Source organism: Rhizobium sp. SRDI943, from assembly GCF_057653695.1.
Genome location: NZ_CM172787.1, coordinates 3,520,267 through 3,543,970, shown reverse-complemented (window position 1 = coordinate 3,543,970; position 23,704 = coordinate 3,520,267). Strand labels below are relative to the sequence as shown.

Below are 23,704 nucleotides of genomic sequence, written 5' to 3'. Positions count from 1 at the left end.
TTATTTCGCCCTTCCGGCAAGGCCGCGCGGGAAGACGCAGATGATTGCGATCACGGCGAGATAGAAGAAGAATTCGCCGAATTCAGGCATCAGATACCGTCCTGTGGTATCGATCGCGCCCAGCAGCAGACAGGCGATCAGTGCACCTGGAATGGAGCCCGCGCCGCCGACGGAGACGACGACCAGGAAGGTCACCATGTAGCGCAGCGCGTAATAGGGTTCGACGGGCAGGAGTTCGGCGCCGACCACGCCACCGAAGGCGGCAAGCCCGACGGCAACGGCAAAGCTCACCGCATAGATGATCTCGGTGCGCACACCGAGTGCCGCAGCCATTGCCGCATCATCGACGGAGGCGCGCAGCTTGACGCCGAAGCTGGTCCTGTCGATCGCAAACCAGAGGGCGAGCGCCACGACCAAGCCGCAGAGGATGACGAAAAGCCGGTGAACGGGAATGGTGCGGAAGCCGAGATCGGCTGACCCCTGCAGTGCACCGGCAAGCGGTATGGTCTTCAGCGTCGGCCCCATGACATAATTGGCGATGCCGATGACGCAGAAGGTGATGCCGATGGTCATCAGCACCTGGGTCAGTTCCGGCGCGCCATAGATCCGGCGGTAGAGAAAACGCTCGATCGGAATGGCGACGATGATGGTGATGACAACGGCGGCGATGACCGCCGCGGCATAACCAAGGCCAAGGTCGCGGGCGACATAGGAGGCGATATAGCCGCCGATCATCGCGAAAGCGCCATGGGCGAGGTTGACGACACGCATCAGCCCCATGGTCACCGAAAGGCCAATCGAGATCACGAACAGCACCATGCCATAGGCAAGAGCGTCGACGGCTATGCTGAAGACTGTCTGCATGGAAATACCTTGCTTCCAAGCGACGGGCTCGGCCTGATCGCAGGCCAAGCCTGTCACCTGTCTTGACACTCGATGTTACTTGACGGCCGCCAGGCCCGGATCGCCCTGCTTCTCGAAAGTCTGGATCTCCTTGTTGATGTAGGTCCCGTCATCGGCTTTCGTCACTTCGCGCAGATAGATGTTCTGCGTGATGTGACGGCTTTCCGGATCGATCGAAACCGGGCCGCGCGGGCTCGTCCAGGCAAGGCCCTTGACCGCATCGACGGCCTTCTCAGCATCCTGTTTGCCGCCCGTCGCCTCGATCATCTTGTAGATGACATACATGCCGTCATAGGCGCTGACTGAGGGGAAGGAAAGTTCGGCCTTGTTGCCGATCGCTTTGGTCGCCGCCTCGACGAAAGCCTTGTTCTCGGGAGAATCGTGCGACACGGCATAGTGGAAGGTCGTCTGGATGCCGAGTGCGGCATCGCCGAGCGCCGGCAGATCGGATTCCTGCGTCAGGTCACCCGGCGCGAAGAACTTGATGCCGGCAGCCTTCAGGCCATTGTCGTTGTAAGCCTTGACGAAGCCGAGCGTCGTCGGACCGGAGGGCAGGAAGGCGAACACGCCCTCCGCTCCGGAATCCTTGATGCGCTGCATGATCGGGCTGAAGTCGTTGGTCGCAAGCGGCATGCGGATCGCCTCGACCACCTGGCCGCCGGCCTTTTCGAAGCCGGCCTTGAAAGCGTTCTCGGCGTCGATGCCGGGGCCGTAATCGCTGACGACGGAAATCACCTTCTTGACGCCGGCGTCGAAGGCGACCTTGGCAATCGGCGTCGAAGTTTGCCAGGTGGTAAACGAGGTGCGGACGACGAGCGGGCTCTTGGTGACGATCGCCGAGGTGGCGGCGTTCATGATGACCATCGGCACATTGCCCTGTGTCAGGATCGGCGTGACCGCCATGGCATCGGGCGTGAAGTAGAAGCCGGCAAGATACTGGACCTTTTCCTTGACGATCAGTTCCTGCGCCAGCGCCTTGGATTGGGCGGGGTCGGCCTGCGGCACGTCGCGATAGACGATCTCGACCGTATCGCTGCCGACCGTGTTGCCGTTGACCGCCATATAGGCGTCGATGCCGGCCTTGAAGTTCTTGCCCTGCAGCGCGAACGGACCGGAGAACGGGCCGATGACGCCGACCTTGATGGTGTCTGCATAGGCCGTGCCGCTGAGCACGACGGCCGCAACGGCGGCCAGAAATAGCTTCTTCATTCTCTCTCTCCCTTTTTGGCGCACTCCCGCGCCGTATTCGCTAGCCGCTCAAAATTGAGCGTTAGCTTGTCATGCGAAATGGTGATGTAAAATGAAATAAATGCCGTAATCCATGGCCAAACGATTATGAGTGTGGGATGCGGAACTATCCTCGTCTCAGAATGGCAATCCCACATAATTCTCCGCGAGCGCTGTCGAGGCGGCGCGGGAATGGGTGAGATAGTCGAGTTCCGCCTCCTGGATCTTCTGGTCGAAATCACCGGTATCCGGAAAACGATGCATCATCGTCGTCATCCACCAGGAAAACCGCACGGCTTTCCATACACGGGCGAGCGCCTTCTGCGAGTAAGCGTCGATGCCACTATTCGAGCCTTCACGGTAATGCTCGATCAGCCCGGAGAAAAGATAATGGACGTCGCTGGCGGCGAGGTTCAATCCCTTGGCGCCGGTCGGCGGGACGATATGGGCGGCGTCGCCGACCAGGAAAAGCCGGCCGAAACGCATCGGTTCGGCGACGAAGGAGCGCAGCGGCGCAATCGATTTCTCGAAGGACGGCGCGGTCGCCAATGCTTCGGCATGATGCGTCGGCAGCCGCCGTCTCAACTCGTCCCAGAAACGGTCGTCGCTCCAGTCCCCGATCTTCTCGTCGAGCGCACATTGGATGTAGTAGCGGCTGCGGGTGGCCGAGCGCATCGAACAAAGCGCAAAGCCCCTTGGATGGTTGGCGTAGATCAGCTCATGGCTGACAGGCGCCACGTCGGCAAGGACCCCCAGCCAGCCGAAGGGATAGACCTTCTCGAAACTCCTGATCGCCCGCTCCGGAACGGCCTTGCGGCTGGCGCCGTGAAACCCGTCGCAGCCGGCGATGAAGTCACAATCGATGCGCTTGGCAACGCCGTCTTTCACATAGGTGACGAAAGGAGAATGGCCGTCGAAGTCATGCGGCGCGACATCGACGGCATCGTAGATCGACGGGGAGCCACTTTCTTCGCGCCGCTCCATGAGATCGCGCGTCACTTCGGTCTGTCCGTAGACGGTGACACGCCTGCCGCCGGTCAATTCGTGAAGGTCGATGCGATGGTCGCGTCCGTCGAAGGTCAGTGAGAAGCCGTCATGCGGCAGGCCTTCGGAATGCAGCCTCGCGCCTGATTTGGCCTGATCCAGCAGCCCGACGGTGCCTTCCTCCAGAACGCCGGCGCGAACCCGGCTGAGGATGTAATCCTTGTTCACACGATCGAGAATGACATTGTCGACGCCGGCTTCGGTCAGAAGCTGGCCGAGCAGCAGGCCGGATGGTCCCGAACCGATGATGGCGACCTGAGTTCGCAAATGCTTCCTCCCTGCATTTTTGCGTTTTGCCAGATTCTGCCTTGCCGCGCTTGCCGCAGCAATGGACATTCCAACCTAAAAATTGCACTAATCGAACATTGGATCGGGAGAATTCTCACGGAGCCCCATGAGCAAACATATCCCTACCTATGAACTCTACGGCGAAAAGACCGGGCGAGAGCCGGATTTTTGGGTGCATTGCGAAACTATTCGCTCCCGCAGCAGTTTGCATCAATGGGAGATTAGCCCGCATCGTCACGAGAGTTTCTTTCAGATATTGTACATCGAAAGCGGTTCGGGCGATGCGATCTTCGGCGAAAAGAGCCATGCCATCCTTCCGCCGGTGATCATCACCGTGCCGCCCGGGCTCAATCATGGTTTTCGTTTTTCACGCGATATCGACGGCCTGGTGATCACCCTGTTGAGATCCCATCTCAGCCATCCGCTCGGTGATCGAAGCCAGCTCGGCGAATGGCTGGCGGCGCCGCATCTGACGCCGCTCGATCCCGATAATGCCGAGGCAGTCTATGTCATGCAGACGTTGAAGCGGCTGGGCGATGAATTCGAAAACCGCCGCAGCGGCCGCAACGAGGCGTTGGCCGCCTATGTCGCCCTGGCGCTGCGGCTGACGGCGAGGATTTCCCATGAGGGAAATACGCGCGAGCTTCCGCCCAACGAGAACGAGCGGCGGATGGACATGCTGAGCGAGCTCATTCAGCAACATTTTCGATCCCACAAGCCCGCGTCTTTCTACGCCAGGGAGCTTGGGGTTTCGCCGACACATCTCACCCGCATCGTCCGGTCGATGACCGGCAACACTCCCCATGAACTGATCGCCGGCAAACTTGTCGAAGAGGCGAAACGCCAGCTGGTTTTTACGCTGGGCAGCGTTCAGGAGATCGGATTTCGGCTCGGCTTTGCCGACCCCGCCTATTTCTCGCGCTTCTTCGTTAAATACACCGGAGAAACGCCGCGGGTCTGGCGCATGAAGGAAAAGGTTCGGCTTGAAGGTGTATAGGCCACCCGCAAGGGTTGCTCGGTGCAACTTCTTACCAGGCTTCGGCACCCTCTTCCGTGTTGCGGGCGCGTTCGCCGGCGCGGGTCTCGTATGCGGCTCGTTGCTCAGCTGACTTGACGGCATCGTCTGAGCCATCGCGCTGGGCTTCGGGCGTCATGTAGAAGGCGAGCGCCTTTTCCAGCCGGGCGGCGGTAAGCGTGGCAGCGAAACTTTTCATGTCGTTTCCTCGGTCGACGGCCTTGAAGCTTGCTCGAGACACATAGCCTACGATGCGGTCTTCCAGGAACAGTGCGCCGATGGTTTTCACCAACTTTAGACTTTGCTTGACGATTGTTTCCGCCGGATGATCTCCGCCGACCAGTTCCGTGCGATTCCGTTTGGTTTTCGCTTCACGCCGTCGGCCACGTCCAGTTTCGGACCTCCGGCATGTCCTCGCCATATTCACGGACATAGTCGTGATGCTCCGCGAGCTTGCCGCGGAAGGCGGCGAGCGCTTCTCCTGCTCTTTCCTTCAGGCCCGGCACACGCTCGATCGCTTCGATGGCGAGGTGGAAGCGGTCGAGTTCGTTGAGGACGGTCATGTCGAAGGGTGTGGTCGTCGTGCCTTCCTCGATGAAGCCGCGGACGTGGAAGTTGCGGTGGTTGGTGCGTTTATAAGTCAGGCGGTGGATGAGATAGGGATAGCCGTGATAGGCGAAAATGACTGGCTTGTCGGCGGTGAAGATCGCATCGAATGCCTCGTCGGTCAGGCCGTGCGGATGCTGATCCCTGGATTGCAGTGCGAGGAGATCGACGACGTTGACGGTGCGGATCTTCAGTTCCGGAATGGCCTTACGCAGCAGGTCGACGGCAGCAAGCGTCTCCATGGTCGGCACGTCGCCGGCGCAGGCCATGACGAGATCAGGCAGGATGGTGTCGTCCTCGTTGCTCGCCCAGTGCCAGATGCCGATGCCGGCCTCGCAATGTTTCACCGCCTCGTCCATCGATAGCCATTGCGGCTCCGGCTGCTTGCCGGCGACGATGACATTGATGCGGTCATAGGTGCGCAGGCAATGGTCGCCGACCCAGAGCAGGGTGTTGGCATCCGGCGGCAGGTAGATGCGGACGATATCGGCCTTCTTGTTGGCGACGAGGTCGACGAAACCGGGGTCCTGATGGCTGAAGCCGTTGTGGTCCTGACGCCAGACGTGAGAGGTCAGCAGGTAATTCAGCGACGAGATCGGCTTTCTCCACGCGAGTTCCCGCGTCACCTTCAGCCATTTGGCGTGCTGGTTGAACATGGAATCGATGATGTGGATGAAGGCCTCGTAGCAGGAGAACAGGCCGTGCCGGCCAGTCAGCAGGTAGCCTTCCAGCCAGCCCTGGCAGAGATGTTCGCTCAGCACCTCCATGACACGTCCATCCCGAGACAAGTGGACGTCGTAGGGTTCGATACCCTCCATCCAGACACGGTCGGTGACTTCGAAGACGCTGCCGAGACGGTTCGATTCTGTCTCGTCGGGGCCGAAGATACGGAAATTGGCAGCCTTCGTGTTGCGCTTCATCGTGTCGCGCAGGTAATGGCCGAGGATTTCCGTCGACTGCACCATGGCGCTGCCGTGCTTGCCGATATCGACCGCATAGTCGCGGATATCGGGAACGTCGAGCTCCCGGCGCAGCAAGCCGCCGTTGGCGTGCGGATTGGCGCCCATGCGGCGTTTGCCGACAGGGGCTAGCGCCCGCAGCTCGGGTTTCAGCCGGCCGTCGCTGCCGAACAGGTCTTTCGGATCATAGCTGCTCATCCAGTCCTCGAGGATCTTGCGATGCCCTTCATTCTCGCGGCAGTTGGAGACCGGCACCTGGTGGGCGCGCCAGAAGCCTTCGACCTTCTTGCCGTCGACTTCCTTCGGTCCTGTCCAGCCCTTCGGGCTGCGCAGCACGATCATCGGCCAGCGCGGGCAGATATCGGGCGCCCTACCATTGCGGGCTTCCTTCTGGATTTCGCGAATGCGGTCGAAGACCCTGTCGAAGGTTGCAGCCATCTGCTGGTGCATGTCGCGCGGCTCGTGACCCTCGACGAAGAAGGGCTCATAGCCATAGCCTTCAAAGAGGCTCTGCAAATCCTCGTGGCTGGCGCGGCCAAGAATGGTGGGGTTGGCGATCTTGTAGCCGTTCAGATGCAGGATCGGCAGAACGGCGCCATCGCGGGCAGGGTTCAGAAACTTGTTGGAATGCCAGCTCGCAGCCAAAGGCCCGGTTTCGGCTTCGCCGTCACCAACGACGCAGGCAACGATCAGGTCGGGATTGTCGAAGGCGGCGCCATAGGCATGGACGAGGGCGTAGCCGAGTTCGCCACCCTCGTGGATCGAGCCCGGTGTTTCGGGTGCCGCGTGGCTCGGAATGCCGCCGGGGAAGGAGAATTGCCGGAAGAGCTTGCGCATGCCTTCGGCATCCTCGGAAATATCGGGATAGATCTCGCTGTAGATGCCTTCGAGATAGGTGTTGGCGACCATGCCCGGCCCGCCATGGCCGGGGCCGCACATATAGATGATGTCGAGATCGCGGGCGCGGATGAGACGGTTCAGATGTGCATAGATAAAGTTGAGGCCGGGTGTCGTGCCCCAATGGCCGAGCAGGCGGGGCTTGATGTGCTCTGGTTTCAGCGGCTCGCGCAACAGCGGATTGGTCAGCAGATAGATTTGGCCGATGGAGAGATAATTGGCGGCGCGCCAATAGCGGTCGATCAGGGTGAGTTCGGCATCGGTAAGGGCAGCGGTCGAGACATGCTTTTCCATGGGTTTCTCCCGTTCGAGAACGTCTTCAACGTCAATTCTACCGGCGGATGCCGGAATGCTGTTGATCTGGATCAGTCACTGCGAAGAACGGACAGCGCCTCCTCGGCGATGGTCTGTTCCTCATCGGTGGCGATGACATGGGCGGCGATGCGGCTTTCCCGCGTGCTGATGGTGAAATCATTGGCAGCATTGGCCTTTTCGTCGGTTGCAAGGCCAAGCCAGGACAGCCGCTTGGTCACACCTGCGCGGATCTCCGGTTGATGCTCGCCGATGCCGGCGGTGAAGACGATGGCGTCAAGGCCACCAAGCGTTGCCGCCATGCGGCCGATTTCGCCGGCAATGCGCAGCGTGAATAGCTCGATCGCCTGGCGCGCCTCCGGCCGGCTGTCCTTCAACAGCTCGCGCGTATCGGCAGTGATGCCGGAGACGCCGAGCAGGCCGCTGCGATGATAGAGCAGATCTTCGATCTCCTCGAAGGACTGCTTCCTCTGACCGGCCAGATGCAGGATGACGCCGGGATCGAGCCAGCCCGGACGCGTCGCCATCGGGATGCCATCCAGCGTCGAAAAGCCCATGCTGCAATCGCGGCTGACGCCGTTATCCAATGCGCAGAGGCTGGCGCCGCTGCCGAGATGGGCGACGACCACCTTTGCCGGGTGCGGCGCCTTGCGGCGAAGCTCGCCGGCGATGAATTTGTAGGAGAGGCCGTGGAAGCCGTAGCGCTTGATGCCCTCGTCATGCAGCGCGCGGGGAATGGCGAAGCGGCGAACGAGATCGTCCTGCGTGGCATGGAAGGCGGTATCGAAGGAGGCGATATGGGCAAGATGCGGTTTCAGATGCTTGAGGGCGCGGATGAAACGCAGCGCCTGCGGCTGGTGCAAGGGCGCAAGCGGGGTCAGCGCATCGATGGCATCGATTGCGGCGGCGTCGAGCGCGATCGCTTTGGTAAACCGGTCGCCGCCATGGACGACGCGGTGGCCGGCGGCGCGCGCGGCGGTCATGTCGAAATGATCGGCGAGAAGCGCGAAGGTCTCATCGATGACGCCGTGCAGATCTTCGGTCACCGCGGCCTTCAACGGCATCTCGACTATCTGCGATGCTTTCGTCAGGCCGAGCGACAGCGGTTCGGCGCGGAAATCGATCACGCCCTTGCCGATGCGCCGCGCCTTGGCGCCGTCTATCGCGAAGATGCCGATCTTAACGCTCGAGGAGCCGGTGTTGAAGGTCAGCAGCAGGTCGGTCGATGACATGTCTTCCAAGACTCCGCGCGGGTGTGAGATGACCGAAGTTAGCGTCGGATGTCCAGGCGGGAAGGATTTATTCGCTCGGGGCGCGCTTTTGTCATTGCGTAGACAACCATCGTCAGCCGCTTGGGATCGCAACGCGGCATCTATTATGGAGGCGACGGTACCAGGCGCATCACCGTCAATATCGCCCAGCATCAGTGGCTTACGGGCGGTTCAGTCGGGGCGTCATGAGAGCTTCACGCGGCGGATTTATTAACAAAAGGCAAATTTGCAAAACGGAATAAGGAACTATGCCATGGCCGATATTGCCCCCAGCCAGGTTCATAGCGACGCTTCCCACCCGCTCCACAGTTCGAATTCGGCCAACAAGTGGTTCTTGCCGCTGTTCGCGCTCGTTCTGGTCTGCGGCCTTGGATATGTCGCTTATGCACTCGGCCGCGACCTGACAACCGCAGTCGCCGTTCCCTGGATTCTCCTAGGCCTTGCACTGCTCATCGCGCTCGGCTTCGAGTTCGTCAACGGTTTCCATGATACGGCCAATGCCGTCGCAACCGTGATCTACACCCGTTCCATGCCGGCGGAATTCGCCGTTATCTGGTCCGGCTTCTTCAACTTCCTCGGCGTGCTGACCTCGAGCGGCGCCGTCGCCTTTGGTATTCTGGCGCTGCTGCCGGTGGAATTGATCCTGCAGGTCGGTTCCGGCTCCGGCCTTGCCATGGTCTTCGCGCTGCTGATTGCCGCGATCGTCTGGAATCTCGGCACCTGGTATCTCGGCCTGCCGTCGTCGAGTTCGCATACGCTGGTCGGCTCGATCATCGGCGTCGGCCTTGCCAACCAGTTCCTGGCGCCGGCAGGCACAGCGACCAGCGGTGTCGACTGGTCGCAAGCGACCAATATCGGCCTGTCGCTTTTGATCTCGCCGCTCATCGGCTTCGGTCTTTCCGCTGTCCTCCTGCTGGTCATGAAGCTTCTGGTGCGCAACAAGGCGCTCTACGCAGAGCCGAAGGGCAACCAGCCGCCGCCGCCCTGGATCCGTGCGATCCTGATCTTCACCTGCACCGGCGTCAGCTTCGCCCACGGCTCCAACGACGGGCAGAAGGGCATGGGCCTCATCATGCTGATCCTGATCGGCCTGGTGCCGACGGCTTTCGCGCTGAACCGCACGCCGGATGTCAACTATCTCGAAGCCTACAAGTCAGCATCAGCCCATGTGGAAACCGCACTCGGCAAATATGTGAAGCCGGGCGTTACGGTTGCGGACTACAAGGCCGAAGTCGGCAACGCCGTCAAGAACAAGACCTGGACGGATGCGACGACGCCGGCCCTGCAGCAATATATCCACCAGACAAGTGCTGAAGTCGCCGGCTTCCCGACGCTCGAAGCGGTGCCGACCAATCTCGTCGGCAACGTCCGCAACGACATCTATCTGATTGGCGAAGCGCTGAAGTTGATCGACAAGCAGAAGCTGCTGCCGATGGATGCCGGCGACCTCAGCGCGGTGACGAGCTACCACAAGGCGGTCGACAACGCGACGAAGTTCATCCCGCTCTGGGTGAAAGTGGCGGTCGCGATCGCGCTCGGCCTCGGTACGATGGTGGGCTGGAAGCGCATCGTCGTCACCGTTGGCGAAAAGATCGGCAAGACGCATCTGACCTATGGTCAGGGCGCGGCAGCCGAAGTCGTGGCGATGGTCACTATCGCCTCGGCCGACCATCTCGGCCTGCCGGTCTCGACCACCCATGTGCTGTCATCAGGCGTTGCCGGCACTATGGCGGCCAACGGTTCCGGCCTGCAATGGTCGACCGTGCGCAACATGGTGATGGCCTGGGTGCTGACGCTGCCGGCCTCGATCGCGATCGCCTTCGTGCTGTTCGTGATCATGCGCCAGGTTTTTTAAAGCAAATTCCCGGCAAAGCGCGAAGCGGTTTTGCCGGGAATTGCGTCAAAACAAAAGGTAGAGCGTTCCGTCAGCCCGTCGAGGCCAATTTGGTATTGCGATCGCTGATGAAGATGCCCGCCTCGGCGGCGGGCATCGCCTTGCCGAAAAGATAGCCCTGGCCGATGTCGCAGCCAAGCTGCAGCAGGAAGGCGAGCTGGCCGTGCTCCTCGATGCCTTCCGCCGTCGTCTTGATGTTGAGGCTCCTGCCGAGGCCGAGCATGGCGCGGACGATCTTTTCCTGCCGCTCGTCGTCGCGATAGGTGGCGATGAAACTTTTGTCGATCTTGATCTTGTCGAAACGATAGCGGGAAAGCTGGGCGAGGCTCGAATAGCCCGTGCCGAAATCGTCGAGTGCGATCTGGATGCCGGCGGCGTGCAGCTCGTCGAGAATGAGGGCGGCGATGGCGGGATCCTGGATCAGCGCGTTTTCGGTGATCTCCACTTCCAGGCGCTGCGGCGGCAGCCGGCTTGCCGAAAGGACCTTGAGAATACGCGATGTCAGCAATCTGTCTTCCATCTGCACCGGCGAGACGTTGAAGGACAACGTCACATGATCCGGCCAGGCGAGTGCGTCGCTGCAGGCCTGGGTGAGGAGATCCTCGAATAATGCCGTGATCATGCCGGTTTCCTCGGCGATATCGATGAAGACCGGCGGCGGGATGTTGACGCCGTCGTCGCCGATCCAGCGCGCCAGCGCCTCGAAGCCGCAGAGCTGGCCGGTCTTGAGGTCGATCAGCGGCTGATAGAAGGGCTTGATCGCCTTGTTGGAGATCGCGGCGCGCAGCCTGGTTTCCAGCGCGGCGCGTTCCGTTACCTTGTCCTGCATCGAAGGTTCGAAGACGAAATAGTGGTTGGGTCCGCGTGATTTCGCCTCGTACATGGCGAGGTCGGCACGGTGGGCGGCATCTTCCAGCGGCTCGGCTCCCTCGGCCCAGCGGTCATAGCCGACGCTGGCGCCGACTTCGACGGCAAAGCCATCGATATGGATCGGCCGGGTGACGGCCTGGATCAGCAGCTTGGCAAAACGCTCCTCGCGCTGCGCCGTCAGGGCGAAGGCGACGATGATGAATTCGTCGCCGCCGAAGCGATAGACGCAATCGGCATTGCCGAGCGCGCAGATGCGTCTGGCAACCTCGATCAACAGGATGTCGCCGCCCTTGTGGCCGACGAGGTCATTGACCTTCTTGAAGCCGTCGAGGTCAACGGAGAAGATGGTGACGTTGCGGTCCCACTCCTCGATCTCGGCCTCGTCGTCCTTGATCGGCCGGGAGAGGCTCTTGCGCTCGAAGGCGTAGCGGTTCGGCAGCTTGGTGAGATGGTCGTGGGTTGCGGTCCAATCGGCTTTTGCCTGGGCGGCCGCGCGCAGTTCCATTTCCTTACGCAGGTCGGCGATGCGCAGCACCGAATAGACGAAGCTCATGGCGCCGGCGATGCCGAGCGCCAGAACGAGCTTGTCGGCGCCGTACTCGCCGAAGCCGGTCATGAAGGCGACCAGGCTGTCGTCGAGCTGTAGCAGCGTGCCGAGAAGCCAGAGGGTCACTCCAGACACCACGATCGACACGCATTGCCGTCCGGCCCTGCTTTGGAAAAACACCGGCATTATGCCTTCTCCATCTCCACCTTCGCGGAAATATCACGAAAGTCTGAAATGTTTGTTGAAACCAGAAGGCGAATTATCAGAGGCGGCAGCCTGTTGCTGTGCCGCAGAGAGACCCGACGGGGCCTGTGGGGAACTAGGGCGTCGTTATCAGCGCGATCGCCTTCGTGGTTCGGGAGACCGGCTGATGCGGGAAAAGAACGAAGGCGAGCGTGCTAATGCATCGCTCGCCCTTTCTCGTGCTTCAGGCGGTGACGATCAGCAGCGGAACGCTGAAGATGAGACCGACCAGAACCGTGACTGTGGCGACACGCATAAAACGCAGGCGTCGCGTGCGCTCGCCACTCCAATCATATGTCATTCTTCCATCTCCTTGGGACAAGGAAGTAGTCCCCGCAAAGCCGGGTTCAACATAGATGACGCGATTTGCTTGTGCAAAGCTGGATAAGATCAGCAGTCTCTAATGCTGGAAGCGCAGAGACCAGCGCTGTCCGTTGCTGGTCATGCGGATGACGGAAAGCGGCTCGACGTCGCTCAGCCAGAAGGAGGAGAGCGGCGCCTGCAGTACATGCACGATCGCTGCCCGGATGACGGCCGCGTGGCTAACGGCGATCACATGGCCGCCGAGGCTCGATTGCTCATCCATCCAGCCGGCGATGCGCGTGCGCAGATCAACAAGGCTCTCGCCGCCATGCGGGGCCGCTTCCGGATCGCTCATCCACCCCACGAGGTTCTCCGGCTCTTCGGTCCCGATGGCCGCGATCGACCTGCCGGCCCAGCGGCCATGGTCGCAGTCGCAAAGCGCCTGATCTATTTGGGCTTCGAGGCGGAGCGCATCGGCAGTCTGACGGGCGCGCAAGGCGGGGCTCGTGACAATAAGGTCGGCGCGGGGCAGAGCGATCATCCTGCCGGCCTCCTCCACTGCCTTGTCCTCCAGCGGTTCGTCGAGCGGGAACAGGGCCTTGCGGCTTGCCGCCGTCGCGCCATGGCAGATCCAGGTGAGGCGCGTGTTCACAGCCGTTCTTGCCTCCCGGAATGCGGCGACAGCGTCCTTCGCCGGCTTGTGAAGTTTCGTTGACAGTCTCTTCGGCGTGCAGATATAACCGTGCTGTTGCGGGTTTGGAAGCCGGTGTAAGTCCGGCGCGGTCGCGCCACTGTGACCAGCGTGTCGAAAGCTCTTCGCGCTGGAAGTCAGACCCTACTGCACGAGCACTCTTTCGACTGAACGCGTCATTCCCGGAGGAATACATGTCTGACACCACTTTCGCGCCCGTAGCAGTACCGGCGCCGATCCCTGTAGGAGAGATCCTGCCCTGGGCGATCTTCGGCGGCCTGCTGATGCTCATCGTCCTCTATTTCGTCGGCACCGAGGAAGGCGCGATGGCGCTGTTCAACGGCATGTATGTGCACGAATTCGTGCATGACGGCCGCCATCTCCTCGGCTTTCCCTGCCACTAAAGCGCTTCGCGATCGGAGTTCCTGACATGGTTGGAAACCTTCTGCTTCGCGGCATGCTCGCGGGCCTGATTGCCGGCATCCTCGTTTTCGCTTTCGCCCATATTTTCGGCGAGCCGCTGGTCGATGCGGCGATCGCTTTCGAGGAGGCAAGTGCCCAAGCAGCCGGCGAGGCTGCCGAACCCGAAATCGTCAGCCGCGCCACACAGGCCGGTCTTGGCCTTTTCACCGGCGTCATGGCCTACAGCGTCGCCGTCGGTGGGCTCTTCGCGCTCGCTTTCGCTTTCGTGCAAGGCCGCTTCAGCAGCCTTTCGCCGCGCGGTACCTCGGCCGTCATCGCCATCGCCGCCTTCGTGGCGGTCGTGCTTGTTCCCAGCATCAAATATCCCGCCACTCCGCCGGCGGTCGGCAATCCCGACACGATCGGCGTCAGGACCGAACTGTTCTTCCTGATGATCGTCGTTTCGCTTGCCGCGCTCATTGCCGCGGTGGCGCTGTCACGTCGTCTCTCCGGGCGCTTCGGTCCCTGGAACGGCGCGACTATCGCCGGCGTTGCCTATCTCGTCTTCATCGGCCTCGTGCTCTCTCTGCTGCCGCCGATCAACGAGGTGCCGGAGAACTTCTCGGCGATGGTGCTCTGGCGTTTCCGCACCACTTCGCTCGGAATGCATGTGATCCTCTGGGCAACGCTCGGCCTCGCCTTCGGGGCGCTGGCGGAAAAGCGGCTTGCCGTTAAGGGCGGGCAACGCGGCCGGCCGGCCACGGCATTGCACTGAACGCATCGAAGGGCGCCGCTTTGCCGGCGCCCTGAACTTTTCGGGCGAGTATGAAAAACGACAGAGCCAGACCACTGCTGTTGACGGCGTTCTCTGCCGTCGCGTTTTTTTGTGTGGTCGCTGGAAGCGCTTTTGCCCATAGCCGCAGCGACGGCGGCAGCCATGCGGGCCTGGATATCCCGCAAATTTCCCACGGCGAGATGGCTGTCATGTCTGACTATCGCAGTGGGATTGTCGATCTTGCATCCCGTGCTGTCGATACGAACCAGCCGTTCCGCCGCGTGCTGAACTATGCAGAGATCCAGTATTCCTACTGTCTGTGGGGCCGGATGCCGGGCAGCGTGACGGATGAGGAAAGCCCGTTCAACGAATGCGCTCATGCCTATCTCGCCGCGACCAAGGCGGTCTTGCTTTCGATGCGCGAGATGCCGCGGGAGGCTGCCGCGGCGGGTGAAATCATTTCCGCGGTCGACGCCGACATGGCGCGGCGCGGGCTTGCGCTGATCAGCTGCCGGTTCAGCGACGAAGCCTTCAACACTGCCGATATCGTCAAGCCGCGCTGGAGCGAGATCCCATTCCATGCCGCCAGCATGGCGTCGCTGACGGGGCTTGCCGCGTTGTTCGGACTTGGCGTGTTTGCGCTTCGTCGCTTCTCGCGACCGAAAGCTCAGTCGTCGGAATAGCGCTGCTCGCGCCACGGATCGCCGTAGATGTGGTAGCCGTTCTTTTCCCAGAAGCCGGCCTGGTCGGCAGGCATCAGCTCGATGCGGCGCAGCCATTTGGCGCTTTTCCAGAAATAGAGATGCGGCACGACGAGGCGCATCGGGCCGCCGTGCTCCGGTGTCAGCGGCAGGCCTTCCCAGGCGGTGGCGAGGATCGCATCCTCGGCAGCGAAATCGGAGAGCGGCAGGTTGGTGGTATAGCCGTCATAACTCGTCAGCATGACGTAAGCGGCTTCAGGCTTCGGCATGGCGAGGTCGAGCAGATTGCGCGTCGAAACGCCCTTCCATTTGTTGTCGTAGCGCGACCAGGTGGTGACGCAGTGGATATCGCTCACCCCCGTGCTCTGTTCGATCGCCTGGAAGTCGGCCCAGGTGAGGGTGCGCGTCGTTTCGACGAGGCCGCGCACCTCGAGCCGCCAGGTCTCGGTCGAGATGACAGGCTGCTGGCCGAGATCGAGCACCGGCCAGTTCTTGACGAGGTGCTGGCCGGGCGGCAGGCGCTCGGCTTCGGGACGGCTGATACGGCCGGTCAGGAACTTGCCCTCTGCCGCCCAGCGGCGCTTGGATGTGGTGAGTTTGTTATCGGCGGGCGTCTGGTCGTCGCTCATGGGCGGGGGCCTCCTTGCGGTGCAGCAATAGGACATCCACCCCTGCCGGGTGTCAAGTTTCGGCGGCCCCTTGGAAATCCCTACCCACCCCTCTAAACTCGGTCCGTCGGGTATGCCTCGCTGGGGAGTGGAGGCAGAAAGGGGAGGAGCCGGTTCTGTCTTCGAAATATCGTGCGATAACGGCGTTGCTGGTCGTGCCGCTGATCATCTTCGCCTTCTTCACCTATGGGAGCGCGATTGCGACGCGCGCCTATATGGAGGAAGCCTCGGCGCAGGCGGGAACGGCGTTGCGCCTTGCCGTTTCGGCACTCAGCGGCCATCTCAACCGCTACGAGGCGCTGCCAGCGCTGATCGCCGATCACGACGACATCAAGGAACTGGTGAGCGCGCCTGAAGATGCGGCGCTGCGCGATGCGGCCAATCTCTATCTCAAGGAGATCAACGGGCTGCTGAAATCCTCCGATATCTATGTGGTCAAGCCAGACGGAGAGACGATCGCGGCCAGCAATTACGATGGGCCTGCAAGCTTCGTCGGACAGAACTTCAGCTACCGGCCCTATTTCCAGGATGCAATCGAAGGCCGGCAGGCACGGTTTTACGCGCTCGGGACCACCTCGCTGAAGCGCGGCTATTATTTTGCCGCACCGATCCGGACCGGCGCGGATATTCGTGGCGTCATCGTCTTCAAGGTCGATATCGATATGATCGAGTCCTCCTGGGGCGGCGGCGAATACAAGATCTTCGTCTCCGATCCGGAGGGCATCATCTTCATGTCCGGCAGCCCGGAATGGCTCTATGGCGCGATCCTGCCGCTGACGGCCGACCGCGTCGCCCGCACCGAGGCGTCGCGACGCTATGCCAATGCCAGGCTGGCGGCGCTGCCGGTGACGCGTCACCACTTCGAGCAGCATGAGCTGATGACGCTGGCCAGCGAGCGCGGTTCGAGCGAATATCTGGTGCTCTCGCATTACATGCCGGCCGAGGACTGGACGGTGAACGTGCTGATGGAGACGAGTTCCATCCGCGCCCAGGCGCGCACGGCGCTTGCTGCCGTGTTTCTCATCCTCTGCATTGCCGGGCTTACGGTGGCCGTCCTTCGCCAGCGGCGGGCGCGGCTTGCCGAGCGCATGCAGATGCAGGCCGAGGCCCGCAACGAGCTGGAGCGGCGCGTCGAGGAGCGCACGGCCGATCTTGCCCGCGTCAACAGCCGCATCGAAGAGGAGATTGCCGAGCGGCGGCTGACCGAGCAGCAGCTTCGACAGACGCAGGCCGATCTGATCCAGGCGGGCAAGCTTGCCGGGCTGGGGCAGATGTCGGCTGCGCTTTCGCACGAATTCAACCAGCCGCTCGCCGCCGCCAAGACCTACACGGACAGCGCCTCCGTTCTCATCGACCGTGGTCGGACGGAGGAGGCGCGGGACAATATCCGGCGTATCGGCGGGCTGATCGACCGTATGGCTGCGATCAGCCGGCACCTGCGCAACTTCGCCCGCAAGCCGAACGAGAAGCTCGGCCTCGTTTCCCTCGACGAGGCGATGCGCGATACGCTGGAGATCGTCGCCTGGCGGTTGAAGGCGGCGGATGCCGAACTGCTGCTCGCTCTCGGCCCGCGTCCGCCGGTGGTGCGCGCCGGTTCGGTGCGTCTGCAGCAGGTGCTGGTGAACGTGATCTCGAATGCGGCCGATGCGGTGGAAGGGCTGGATGATCGGCGCATCGAGGTTTCGGCCTTCGAGGAGGCCGGAAAGGTGGTGCTGACGGTGCGGGACCATGGACCGGGCGTGCCGGCGGCGATCGCCGAGCGTATCTTCGATCCGTTCTTCACGACGAAGGGCGTCGGCAAGGGGCTCGGCCTCGGGCTTTCGATTTCCTACAACATCATCAAGGATTTCGGCGGCAGCCTGACTGCTGCCAATCATCCCGAAGGAGGCGCGGTGTTCCGCATCGAGCTGCAATCGGCGGCAGGGCTGATGCCGGAGGCAGCGGAATGAACGATGCAAAGATCCTGCTGGTCGACGACGAGGAGGAACTGCGCCGCTCGACGGCGCAGGCGCTGGAGCTCTCCGGCTTCAGCGTCGAGACCTATTCGAACGGCGACCACGTGCTGGAGCTGATCGGCTACAGCTTTCCCGGCGTCGTTGTCAGCGATATTCGCATGCCCGGCATCGACGGCATGACACTGATGCAGAAGATCCGCGAGCTCGACCCGGAGGTACCGGTCATTCTCGTCACCGGCCACGGCGACGTTCAGCTTGCGGTGAAGGCGATGCGCGAAGGCGCCTATGATTTCATCGAGAAGCCGTTCACGCCGGAGATGCTTGCCGGCGTCATCCGCCGGGCGATGGAGCGGCGCGGCCTGGTGCTCGAAAACCGGCTGCTGAAGGCGGTCGCCGGCAAGCGCGACGATATCGAGGCGCGGCTGCCGGGGCGCACGCAGGTGATGGTGGATCTGCGCTACCGCATCCGGGCGATCGGGGCGAGCGATGCCGATACGCTGATCGTCGGCGAGACCGGGGCCGGCAAGGAGGTGGTGGCGCGGGCGCTCCACGACATCAGCGCCCGGGCGAGCCGGCCGTTCATCGCGATCAATTGTGCCGCACTGCCGGCGAACCTGATCGAGAGCGAGCTCTTCGGCCATGAGGTGGGGGCATTTCCGGGTGCGGTAAGGCCGCGTTATGGAAAGTTCGAACACGGGCGCGGCGGCACGATCCTGCTCGACGAGATCGGCTCCATGCCCTTCGACCTGCAGGCGAAGTTCCTGCGGGTGCTGCAGGAGCGGGTCATCTCCAGGCTCGGATCGAACGAGGTCGTGGCGCTCGACGTGCGCTTCATCGCGACAAGCAAGGTCGATCTGGAAGCGGAGGTGGCGGCCGGGCGTTTCCGCGCCGACCTCTTCTATCGGCTGAACGTCGCGACGCTGCACGTGCCGTCTCTGTCGCAGCGGCGGGCGGATGTTCCGCTGCTTTTCCTGCAGCTGGTGCGGGAAGCGGCTGCTCGCTACGGCCGCGACGAGATGGTCGTTCCGCCGGACGTGACTTCCGACATCGCTCAGCGCGACTGGCCCGGCAATGTGCGTGAATTGAGGAATGCCGCCGATCGTCTGGTCCTCGGGCTCGACAATGGCGGGCGCCAAGCCGAGGAAGCGACCGGGCTTGCTGAGCGTGTCGCCGAATTCGAACGAGGGGTCATTGCCAGCGCGCTGGTGGCGCATGGCGGCAGCCTCAGACCGGTCTATGAGTCGCTCGGCATTTCCCGGAAGACACTCTACGAAAAGATGCAGAAATACGGTCTCGACAAGCGGATGCTGACCACCGAAGGCTAGCTCGGAGCTGGGGCGGCGCTGCAATCTCGCGGTGCGATGGGTGGATTTCCACCCACCGCCAGAGCCGTTTGTTTCCGAATCGACCCATGCTGCATCGCACTCTGGCAAAATCGTCTTTCGAAAGCGGCTGCAATGATTGCGGGTCGATTTTTCCCGGCGGCAAATAGGTGATCCGAACCGGCGCGGAGGATGTGTCGGCGGGCTTGCTTATTTCATCAGGGAGGAAACGATGAAAATTCTAAAGGCCATGCTCGGCCTGACCGCGGCTGCTGCGGTCTCACTTCTCGCCAGCGTCGCTTCGGCGCAGACCTATCCCGAACGCACCATCACCATGGTCGTGCCCTTTGCGGCCGGCGGCCCGACGGATACCGTTGCGCGCCTGGTCGCCGAATCCATGTCAAAGGATCTCGGCGAGCAGATCGTCGTCGAAAATGTCGGCGGCGCCGGCGGCACGCTCGGCGCCGGCCGCGTGGCGAGTGCCGATCCCGACGGCTACACCATCCTGCTGCACCATATCGGCATGGCGACCAGCGCCACGCTCTACCGCAAGCTCGCCTACGACACGCTCGGCGCCTTCGATTATGTCGGCCTCGTCACCGAGGTGCCGATGACGATCGTTGCCCGCAAGGACATGGAGCCGACCGACCTCAAGGGGCTGATCGACTACATCAAGGCCAACAAGGACAAGGTGACTGTGGCCAATGCCGGCATCGGTGCGGCTTCGCACCTCTGCGGCATGATGTTCATGAGCGCCATCCAGACGCCGCTGACGACCGTTCCCTATAAGGGCACCGGCCCTGCCATGACCGATCTGCTCGGCGGTCAGGTCGACGTCATGTGCGACCAGACGACCAACACGACGAAGCAGATCCAGGGCGGCACGATCAAGGCCTATGCCGTGACCTCGCCCAAACGGCTCGACGTTATGAAGGACATTCCAACGGCCGTCGAAGCCGGGCTGCCGGGTTTTGAAGTCGGAATCTGGCACGGCATCTATACGCCGAAGGGCACGCCGCCTGAGATCAACGAACGTCTGTCGAAGTCGCTGCAGGTGGCGCTGAAGGATCCGAATGTCGGCGCCCGCTTCGCCGAGCTCGGTACGGCGCCATCCTCTGACGCCGATGCGACGCCGGCGGCGCTGAAGGCCAAGCTCGAAAGCGAGATCACCCGCTGGAAAACGGTCATCGAGGCCGCCGGCGAATATGCTGACTGAGGCTTGTCCTCGTCCAGGATATGCCGAAAGAGCCCCTCACCCCAACCCTCTCCCCGTGAACGGGAGAGGGGACTTGCGTCACCCAACGGCGGCAAGGGGCGAAGGGCTTGCAGCATTTTCCCTTCTGCCCGTTTATGGGGAGAAGGTGCCGGCAGGCGGATGAGGGGCTAGCTCCTTTGTGACGGCGTTACACGAACAATCTCCAACCCCAGGAGAGACCATGAAGTCCATCAGTTTCGATACGACCAATGCGATCTGCGGCGCGCTTTTCGTCGCGACCGGTGCTTTCTTCGCCATCCAGTCGCTGGGGCTCGACCTCGGCACGGCAGTGCGCATGGGCCCCGGTTATTTTCCGCTGGTGCTTGCCGGCGTGCTCGTGCTTCTCGGCGCGATCATCTTCATTCAGGCGCTGCGGGTCGAGGGCGAGCCGATCGACCCGTTTGCCTGGCGCGGCATGCTCTTCATCCTGCCGGCACCGGTATTCTTCGGGCTGACGGTGCGCGGTCTCGGATTTGCACCGTCACTGTTCCTCACCGCCTTCATCGCCTGCTTCGCATCGCAAAAGATGAACGTGTTCCTCGCGATCGTGCTGTCGCTGCTGCTGACGATCTTTTCGGTTGGGGTCTTCAGCTACGGGCTCGGCCTGCCTTTCGAGCGCTTCGGCCCCTGGGTCCGGTTCTAGGAGACGATGATGGATCTTTTCAGCAATCTCGCGCTCGGCTTTGCAACAGCCGGCACTCCGGAAAACCTGTTCTTCTGCCTGATCGGCGTGCTGCTCGGCACGCTGATCGGCGTGCTGCCCGGGATCGGCGCCACGGCGACGATCGCCATGCTTTTGCCGATCACCTTCCAGCTTGAACCGGTCTCCTCGCTGATCATGCTCGCCGGCATCTATTATGGCGCCCAGTATGGCGGCTCGACGACGGCGATCCTGATCAACATGCCGGGCGAATCCTCCTCTGCCGTCACCGCGATCGACGGCTACCAGATGGCCCGCAAGGGCAGGGCAGGCGCAGCGCTTGCCATCGCAGCATTGGGTTCGTTCTTTGCCGGCACTGTGTCAACCTTTCTCGTGGCGATCTTTGCACCGCCGCTGACCGCAATCGCGCTGCAATTTGGTTCGGCGGAATATTTCTCGCTGATGATCGTCGGTCTCGTTTCCTCGATCGCTCTCGCGCACGGTTCTGTCGTGAAGGCGCTGGCGATGGTGGCGCTGGGGCTGCTGCTCGGTCTCGTCGGCACCGACATCTATACCGGCACGCCGCGCTTCACGCTCGGCATCCGCGAATATGCTGACGGGCTGAACTTCGTGGCGCTTGCCGTCGGCGTGTTCGGAGTGGCGGAAATCCTGCGCAACCTCGAAGGCGAGTCGACACGCACGGTGCTGATGGCCAAGGTCACCGGCCTTTTGCCGTCCCGCCAGGAATTCAAGGAGATGATCGCACCGGTCATTCGCGGTACGGCGATCGGTTCGGCGCTTGGCATCCTGCCGGGCGGTGGCGCCATCCTTGCCTCCTTCGCCTCCTATACGGTGGAAAAGCGGATGTCGAAGACGCCGGAGGAGTTCGGAAAGGGCGCGGTTGCCGGCGTCGCAGGACCGGAATCGGCCAACAATGCCGGTGCGCAGACCTCGTTCATTCCGCTCTTGACGCTCGGCATTCCCGCCAACCCCGTCATGGCGCTGATGGTCGGGGCGATGATCATCCAGGGTATCGTGCCCGGTCCGAACGTCGCCACCGAGCAGCCGGCGCTGTTCTGGGGCATCATCGCCTCCATGTGGATCGGCAATCTGATGCTGGTCATCCTCAACCTGCCGCTGATCGGGCTCTGGGTGAAACTCCTGACCGTGCCTTACTACGTACTCTTCCCGATCATCATGGCCTTCTGCTCGATCGGGGTCTACAGCGTCAACGCCAACGTCTACGATCTCTACGCCGTCGCCTTCTTCGGGCTCATCGGCTATGTGCTAGCAAAGCTTCGTTGCGAGCCGGCGCCGCTTCTGCTCGGTTTCGTGCTCGGGCCGCTGCTCGAGGAAAACCTCCGGCGCGCCATGATCCTGTCGCGCGGCGATCCGACGACCTTCGTCACGCGGCCGATCAGCGCCATTCTTCTGGCCATTGCGGTCGCCGTCCTCATTGTCGTCTTCCTGCCGAGCGTCAAGAAGAAGCGTGAGGAGGTGTTCGTCGAGGAGGGCTAGAGCATGATGCCGAAAAGTGTGAGCAGTTTTCGGACGACATCATGCCCTAAGGATTCAGATTTTAGGCCGGCCTAAAATCATCCTGTTCTTGGGGATTGAACTTACTGCCTGGTTGATGAACAAGAGATAATCTGACGCGGGCGCCGGTTGGGCGCCCGTTTCGTTTGACAGAATATCCAGGCCCCAGGAGCATTGCGCCATGAGCATTCCCGCCCGGATCAAGGACGATCTGCCGTTTCTGACCTCCCTGCGCCGCGACCTGCACGCCCATCCCGAACTCGGTTTCGAGGAGGAGCGCACCGGCGGCATCGTCGCGAGGCTTCTCGAGGAAGCCGGCATCACGGTGCATCGCGGCCTCGGCGGCACCGGCGTGGTCGGCACGCTGCAGCTCGGCAACGGCACACGCAGGATCGGGCTGCGCGCCGACATGGATGCGCTCGCCATGCCTGAAATGGCGGAGCGGCCCTATAAATCGACCGTGCCCGGAAAGATGCATGCCTGCGGGCATGACGGCCATACGGCGATGCTGCTTGGCGCCGCGCGACATCTAGCGGCAACGCAGGATTTTTCCGGCACGGTGCATTTCATCTTCCAGCCGGCCGAGGAAGGGCGAGGCGGAGCAAAGCGCATGGTCGAGGAGGGCCTGTTCAAGCTTTTCCCCTGCGACGCGGTTTATGGGCTGCATAACATGCCTGGGCTTGCGGTCGATGAGATTGCCGTGGTCGAGGGGCCGCAGCTTGCCTCCTCCGACAGCTGGCGCATCACCTTCCGTGGGACCGGCACGCACGGCGCCAAGCCGCATCTCGGCCGCGATCCGATCACGGCGGCCGGGACCTTCCTGTCATCGCTGCAGACGATCGTCGGACGGGTGGTCGATCCGCTGCAACCGGCCGTCGTCAGCGCTTGTTTCCTGCAGGCGGGCGACTCGAAGGCGCTGAACGTCATTCCTGATATCGTCGAGATCGGTGGGACGGCGCGGGCCTATTCGCCCGATGTGCGCGACCAGTTGGAGACCGAGATCGGACGATTGGCGCATGGCACTGCGGCTATGTACGGCATTGCTGTGGACTATGCATTCGAGCGGCGGATTCCGCCTGTCATCAATGACGTGGATGCGACCGCACGGGCGCTGGCAGTGGCCGGCGCGGTTTTCGGCGGGAAGGTGCAGACAAGCTTTCCGCCGTCGACGGCAGGCGACGATTTCGCCTTCTTCGCCCAGAACGCGCCGGGTTGCTATGTCTGGCTCGGCAACGGCCCGGCGGTGGATGGGGCGCTGCATCATAATACGGCCTATGATTTCAACGATGAAGCGCTGGGATATGGGGCGGCCTATTGGGTGGCGCTGGTCGAGCGAGAATTGAAGGTTTGATTATCTGCTGCCTAATTGCCCAAATCGGA

20 protein-coding genes and 1 riboswitch are annotated in these 23,704 nt (G+C 62.1%); of the genes, 11 read left to right on the top strand and 9 right to left on the bottom strand.

Going from position 1 to position 23,704, the window contains the following annotated elements; all coding sequences use genetic code 11:
- The 3 genes from AC245Y_RS18030 to pobA all read right to left on the bottom strand — a co-directional run bounded on the left by AC245Y_RS18030 (position 1) and on the right by pobA (position 3,441).
- On the bottom strand, positions 1 to 864 hold the full coding sequence (locus tag AC245Y_RS18030) for a branched-chain amino acid ABC transporter permease (RefSeq protein WP_012758833.1): 864 nt from the start codon (positions 862 to 864) through the stop codon (positions 1 to 3).
- 75 nt (positions 865 to 939) lie between these two features.
- A complete protein-coding gene (locus AC245Y_RS18025; protein WP_017995070.1) occupies positions 940 to 2,112 on the bottom strand; it encodes an ABC transporter substrate-binding protein in 1,173 nt (390 codons plus the stop codon).
- Between the two features lie 156 nt (positions 2,113 to 2,268).
- Positions 2,269 to 3,441, bottom strand: a complete 1,173-nt coding sequence (pobA, locus tag AC245Y_RS18020; RefSeq protein ID WP_017995069.1) for a 4-hydroxybenzoate 3-monooxygenase — start codon at positions 3,439 to 3,441, stop codon at positions 2,269 to 2,271.
- A 127-nt stretch (positions 3,442 to 3,568) separates the two neighbouring features.
- Between pobA and AC245Y_RS18015 the strand changes: the two genes are divergently transcribed.
- A complete protein-coding gene (locus AC245Y_RS18015) occupies positions 3,569 to 4,459 on the top strand; it encodes a helix-turn-helix domain-containing protein (RefSeq protein ID WP_017995068.1) in 891 nt (296 codons plus the stop codon).
- A 31-nt stretch (positions 4,460 to 4,490) separates the two neighbouring features.
- Here the strand turns inward: AC245Y_RS18015 and AC245Y_RS18010 are convergent, their stop codons facing one another.
- The 3 genes from AC245Y_RS18010 to AC245Y_RS18000 form a co-directional block, all read right to left on the bottom strand.
- The gene (locus AC245Y_RS18010) at positions 4,491 to 4,769 is read right to left on the bottom strand and encodes a hypothetical protein (RefSeq protein WP_017995067.1); all 279 of its coding nucleotides are present in this window, start codon (positions 4,767 to 4,769) and stop codon (positions 4,491 to 4,493) included.
- Positions 4,770 to 4,848: 79 nt separating this feature from the next.
- Entirely contained in the window at positions 4,849 to 7,233 is a 2,385-nt protein-coding gene (locus AC245Y_RS18005) for a phosphoketolase family protein (protein ID WP_017995066.1), read from the bottom strand.
- A gap of 71 nt (positions 7,234 to 7,304) precedes the next feature.
- Complete coding sequence (locus AC245Y_RS18000) at positions 7,305 to 8,483, bottom strand: acetate/propionate family kinase (RefSeq protein WP_017995065.1); 1,179 nt, start codon at positions 8,481 to 8,483, stop codon at positions 7,305 to 7,307.
- Between the two features lie 292 nt (positions 8,484 to 8,775).
- Here AC245Y_RS18000 and AC245Y_RS17995 point away from each other — a divergent pair, with 292 nt between their 5' ends.
- Positions 8,776 to 10,377: an inorganic phosphate transporter gene (locus tag AC245Y_RS17995; RefSeq protein ID WP_017995064.1), complete on the top strand. Its 1,602-nt coding sequence runs from the start codon at positions 8,776 to 8,778 to the stop codon at positions 10,375 to 10,377.
- Between the two features lie 70 nt (positions 10,378 to 10,447).
- Here AC245Y_RS17995 and AC245Y_RS17990 read toward each other — a convergent pair whose 3' ends face one another.
- Positions 10,448 to 12,019: a putative bifunctional diguanylate cyclase/phosphodiesterase gene (locus AC245Y_RS17990; protein ID WP_017995063.1), complete on the bottom strand. Its 1,572-nt coding sequence runs from the start codon at positions 12,017 to 12,019 to the stop codon at positions 10,448 to 10,450.
- Between the two features lie 457 nt (positions 12,020 to 12,476).
- The gene (locus AC245Y_RS17985; protein WP_017995062.1) at positions 12,477 to 13,031 is read right to left on the bottom strand and encodes a histidine phosphatase family protein; all 555 of its coding nucleotides are present in this window, start codon (positions 13,029 to 13,031) and stop codon (positions 12,477 to 12,479) included.
- Between the two features lie 77 nt (positions 13,032 to 13,108).
- Positions 13,109 to 13,251: riboswitch (adenosylcobalamin (AdoCbl) riboswitch) on the top strand.
- 13 nt (positions 13,252 to 13,264) lie between these two features.
- Here AC245Y_RS17985 and AC245Y_RS17980 point away from each other — a divergent pair.
- Genes AC245Y_RS17980 through AC245Y_RS17970 form a run of 3 tightly spaced genes read left to right on the top strand, consistent with a single transcriptional unit; the run spans position 13,265 to position 14,930 of the window.
- Positions 13,265 to 13,474 (top strand): CbtB domain-containing protein, encoded by a 210-nt coding sequence (locus AC245Y_RS17980; protein WP_003542661.1) that lies wholly within the window; start codon positions 13,265 to 13,267, stop codon positions 13,472 to 13,474.
- A gap of 26 nt (positions 13,475 to 13,500) precedes the next feature.
- Entirely contained in the window at positions 13,501 to 14,247 is a 747-nt protein-coding gene (locus AC245Y_RS17975) for a CbtA family protein (protein WP_017995061.1), read from the top strand.
- Between the two features lie 50 nt (positions 14,248 to 14,297).
- The gene (locus AC245Y_RS17970) at positions 14,298 to 14,930 is read left to right on the top strand and encodes a hypothetical protein (protein WP_017995060.1); all 633 of its coding nucleotides are present in this window, start codon (positions 14,298 to 14,300) and stop codon (positions 14,928 to 14,930) included.
- On the opposite strand, the gene AC245Y_RS17965 is transcribed toward AC245Y_RS17970, so the two are convergent.
- The gene (locus AC245Y_RS17965) at positions 14,915 to 15,577 is read right to left on the bottom strand and encodes a sulfite oxidase-like oxidoreductase (protein WP_012758820.1); all 663 of its coding nucleotides are present in this window, start codon (positions 15,575 to 15,577) and stop codon (positions 14,915 to 14,917) included. The two genes, AC245Y_RS17970 and AC245Y_RS17965, sit on opposite strands and share 16 nt — an antisense overlap.
- 185 nt (positions 15,578 to 15,762) lie before the next feature.
- Between AC245Y_RS17965 and AC245Y_RS17960 the strand changes: the two genes are divergently transcribed.
- The 6 genes from AC245Y_RS17960 to AC245Y_RS17935 all read left to right on the top strand — a co-directional run bounded on the left by AC245Y_RS17960 (position 15,763) and on the right by AC245Y_RS17935 (position 23,675).
- Positions 15,763 to 17,565 (top strand): ATP-binding protein, encoded by a 1,803-nt coding sequence (locus tag AC245Y_RS17960; protein ID WP_017995059.1) that lies wholly within the window; start codon positions 15,763 to 15,765, stop codon positions 17,563 to 17,565.
- Positions 17,562 to 18,896, top strand: coding sequence for a sigma-54-dependent transcriptional regulator (locus AC245Y_RS17955; protein ID WP_012758818.1), 1,335 nt, complete (start codon positions 17,562 to 17,564; stop codon positions 18,894 to 18,896). Before AC245Y_RS17960 ends, AC245Y_RS17955 begins: the two co-directional genes overlap by 4 nt.
- Before the next feature lie 229 nt (positions 18,897 to 19,125).
- Positions 19,126 to 20,109, top strand: a complete 984-nt coding sequence (locus AC245Y_RS17950) for a tripartite tricarboxylate transporter substrate-binding protein (RefSeq protein ID WP_017995058.1) — start codon at positions 19,126 to 19,128, stop codon at positions 20,107 to 20,109.
- 220 nt (positions 20,110 to 20,329) lie between these two features.
- Entirely contained in the window at positions 20,330 to 20,791 is a 462-nt protein-coding gene (locus AC245Y_RS17945; protein WP_012758816.1) for a tripartite tricarboxylate transporter TctB family protein, read from the top strand.
- A 9-nt stretch (positions 20,792 to 20,800) separates the two neighbouring features.
- Positions 20,801 to 22,306 carry a tripartite tricarboxylate transporter permease gene (locus tag AC245Y_RS17940; RefSeq protein WP_026157464.1) on the top strand — a complete coding sequence of 502 codons (1,506 nt, stop codon included), beginning with the start codon at positions 20,801 to 20,803 and terminating at the stop codon, positions 22,304 to 22,306.
- Between the two features lie 199 nt (positions 22,307 to 22,505).
- Entirely contained in the window at positions 22,506 to 23,675 is a 1,170-nt protein-coding gene (locus AC245Y_RS17935) for a M20 aminoacylase family protein (RefSeq protein ID WP_017995055.1), read from the top strand.
- Positions 23,676 to 23,704: the final 29 nt, after the last annotated feature.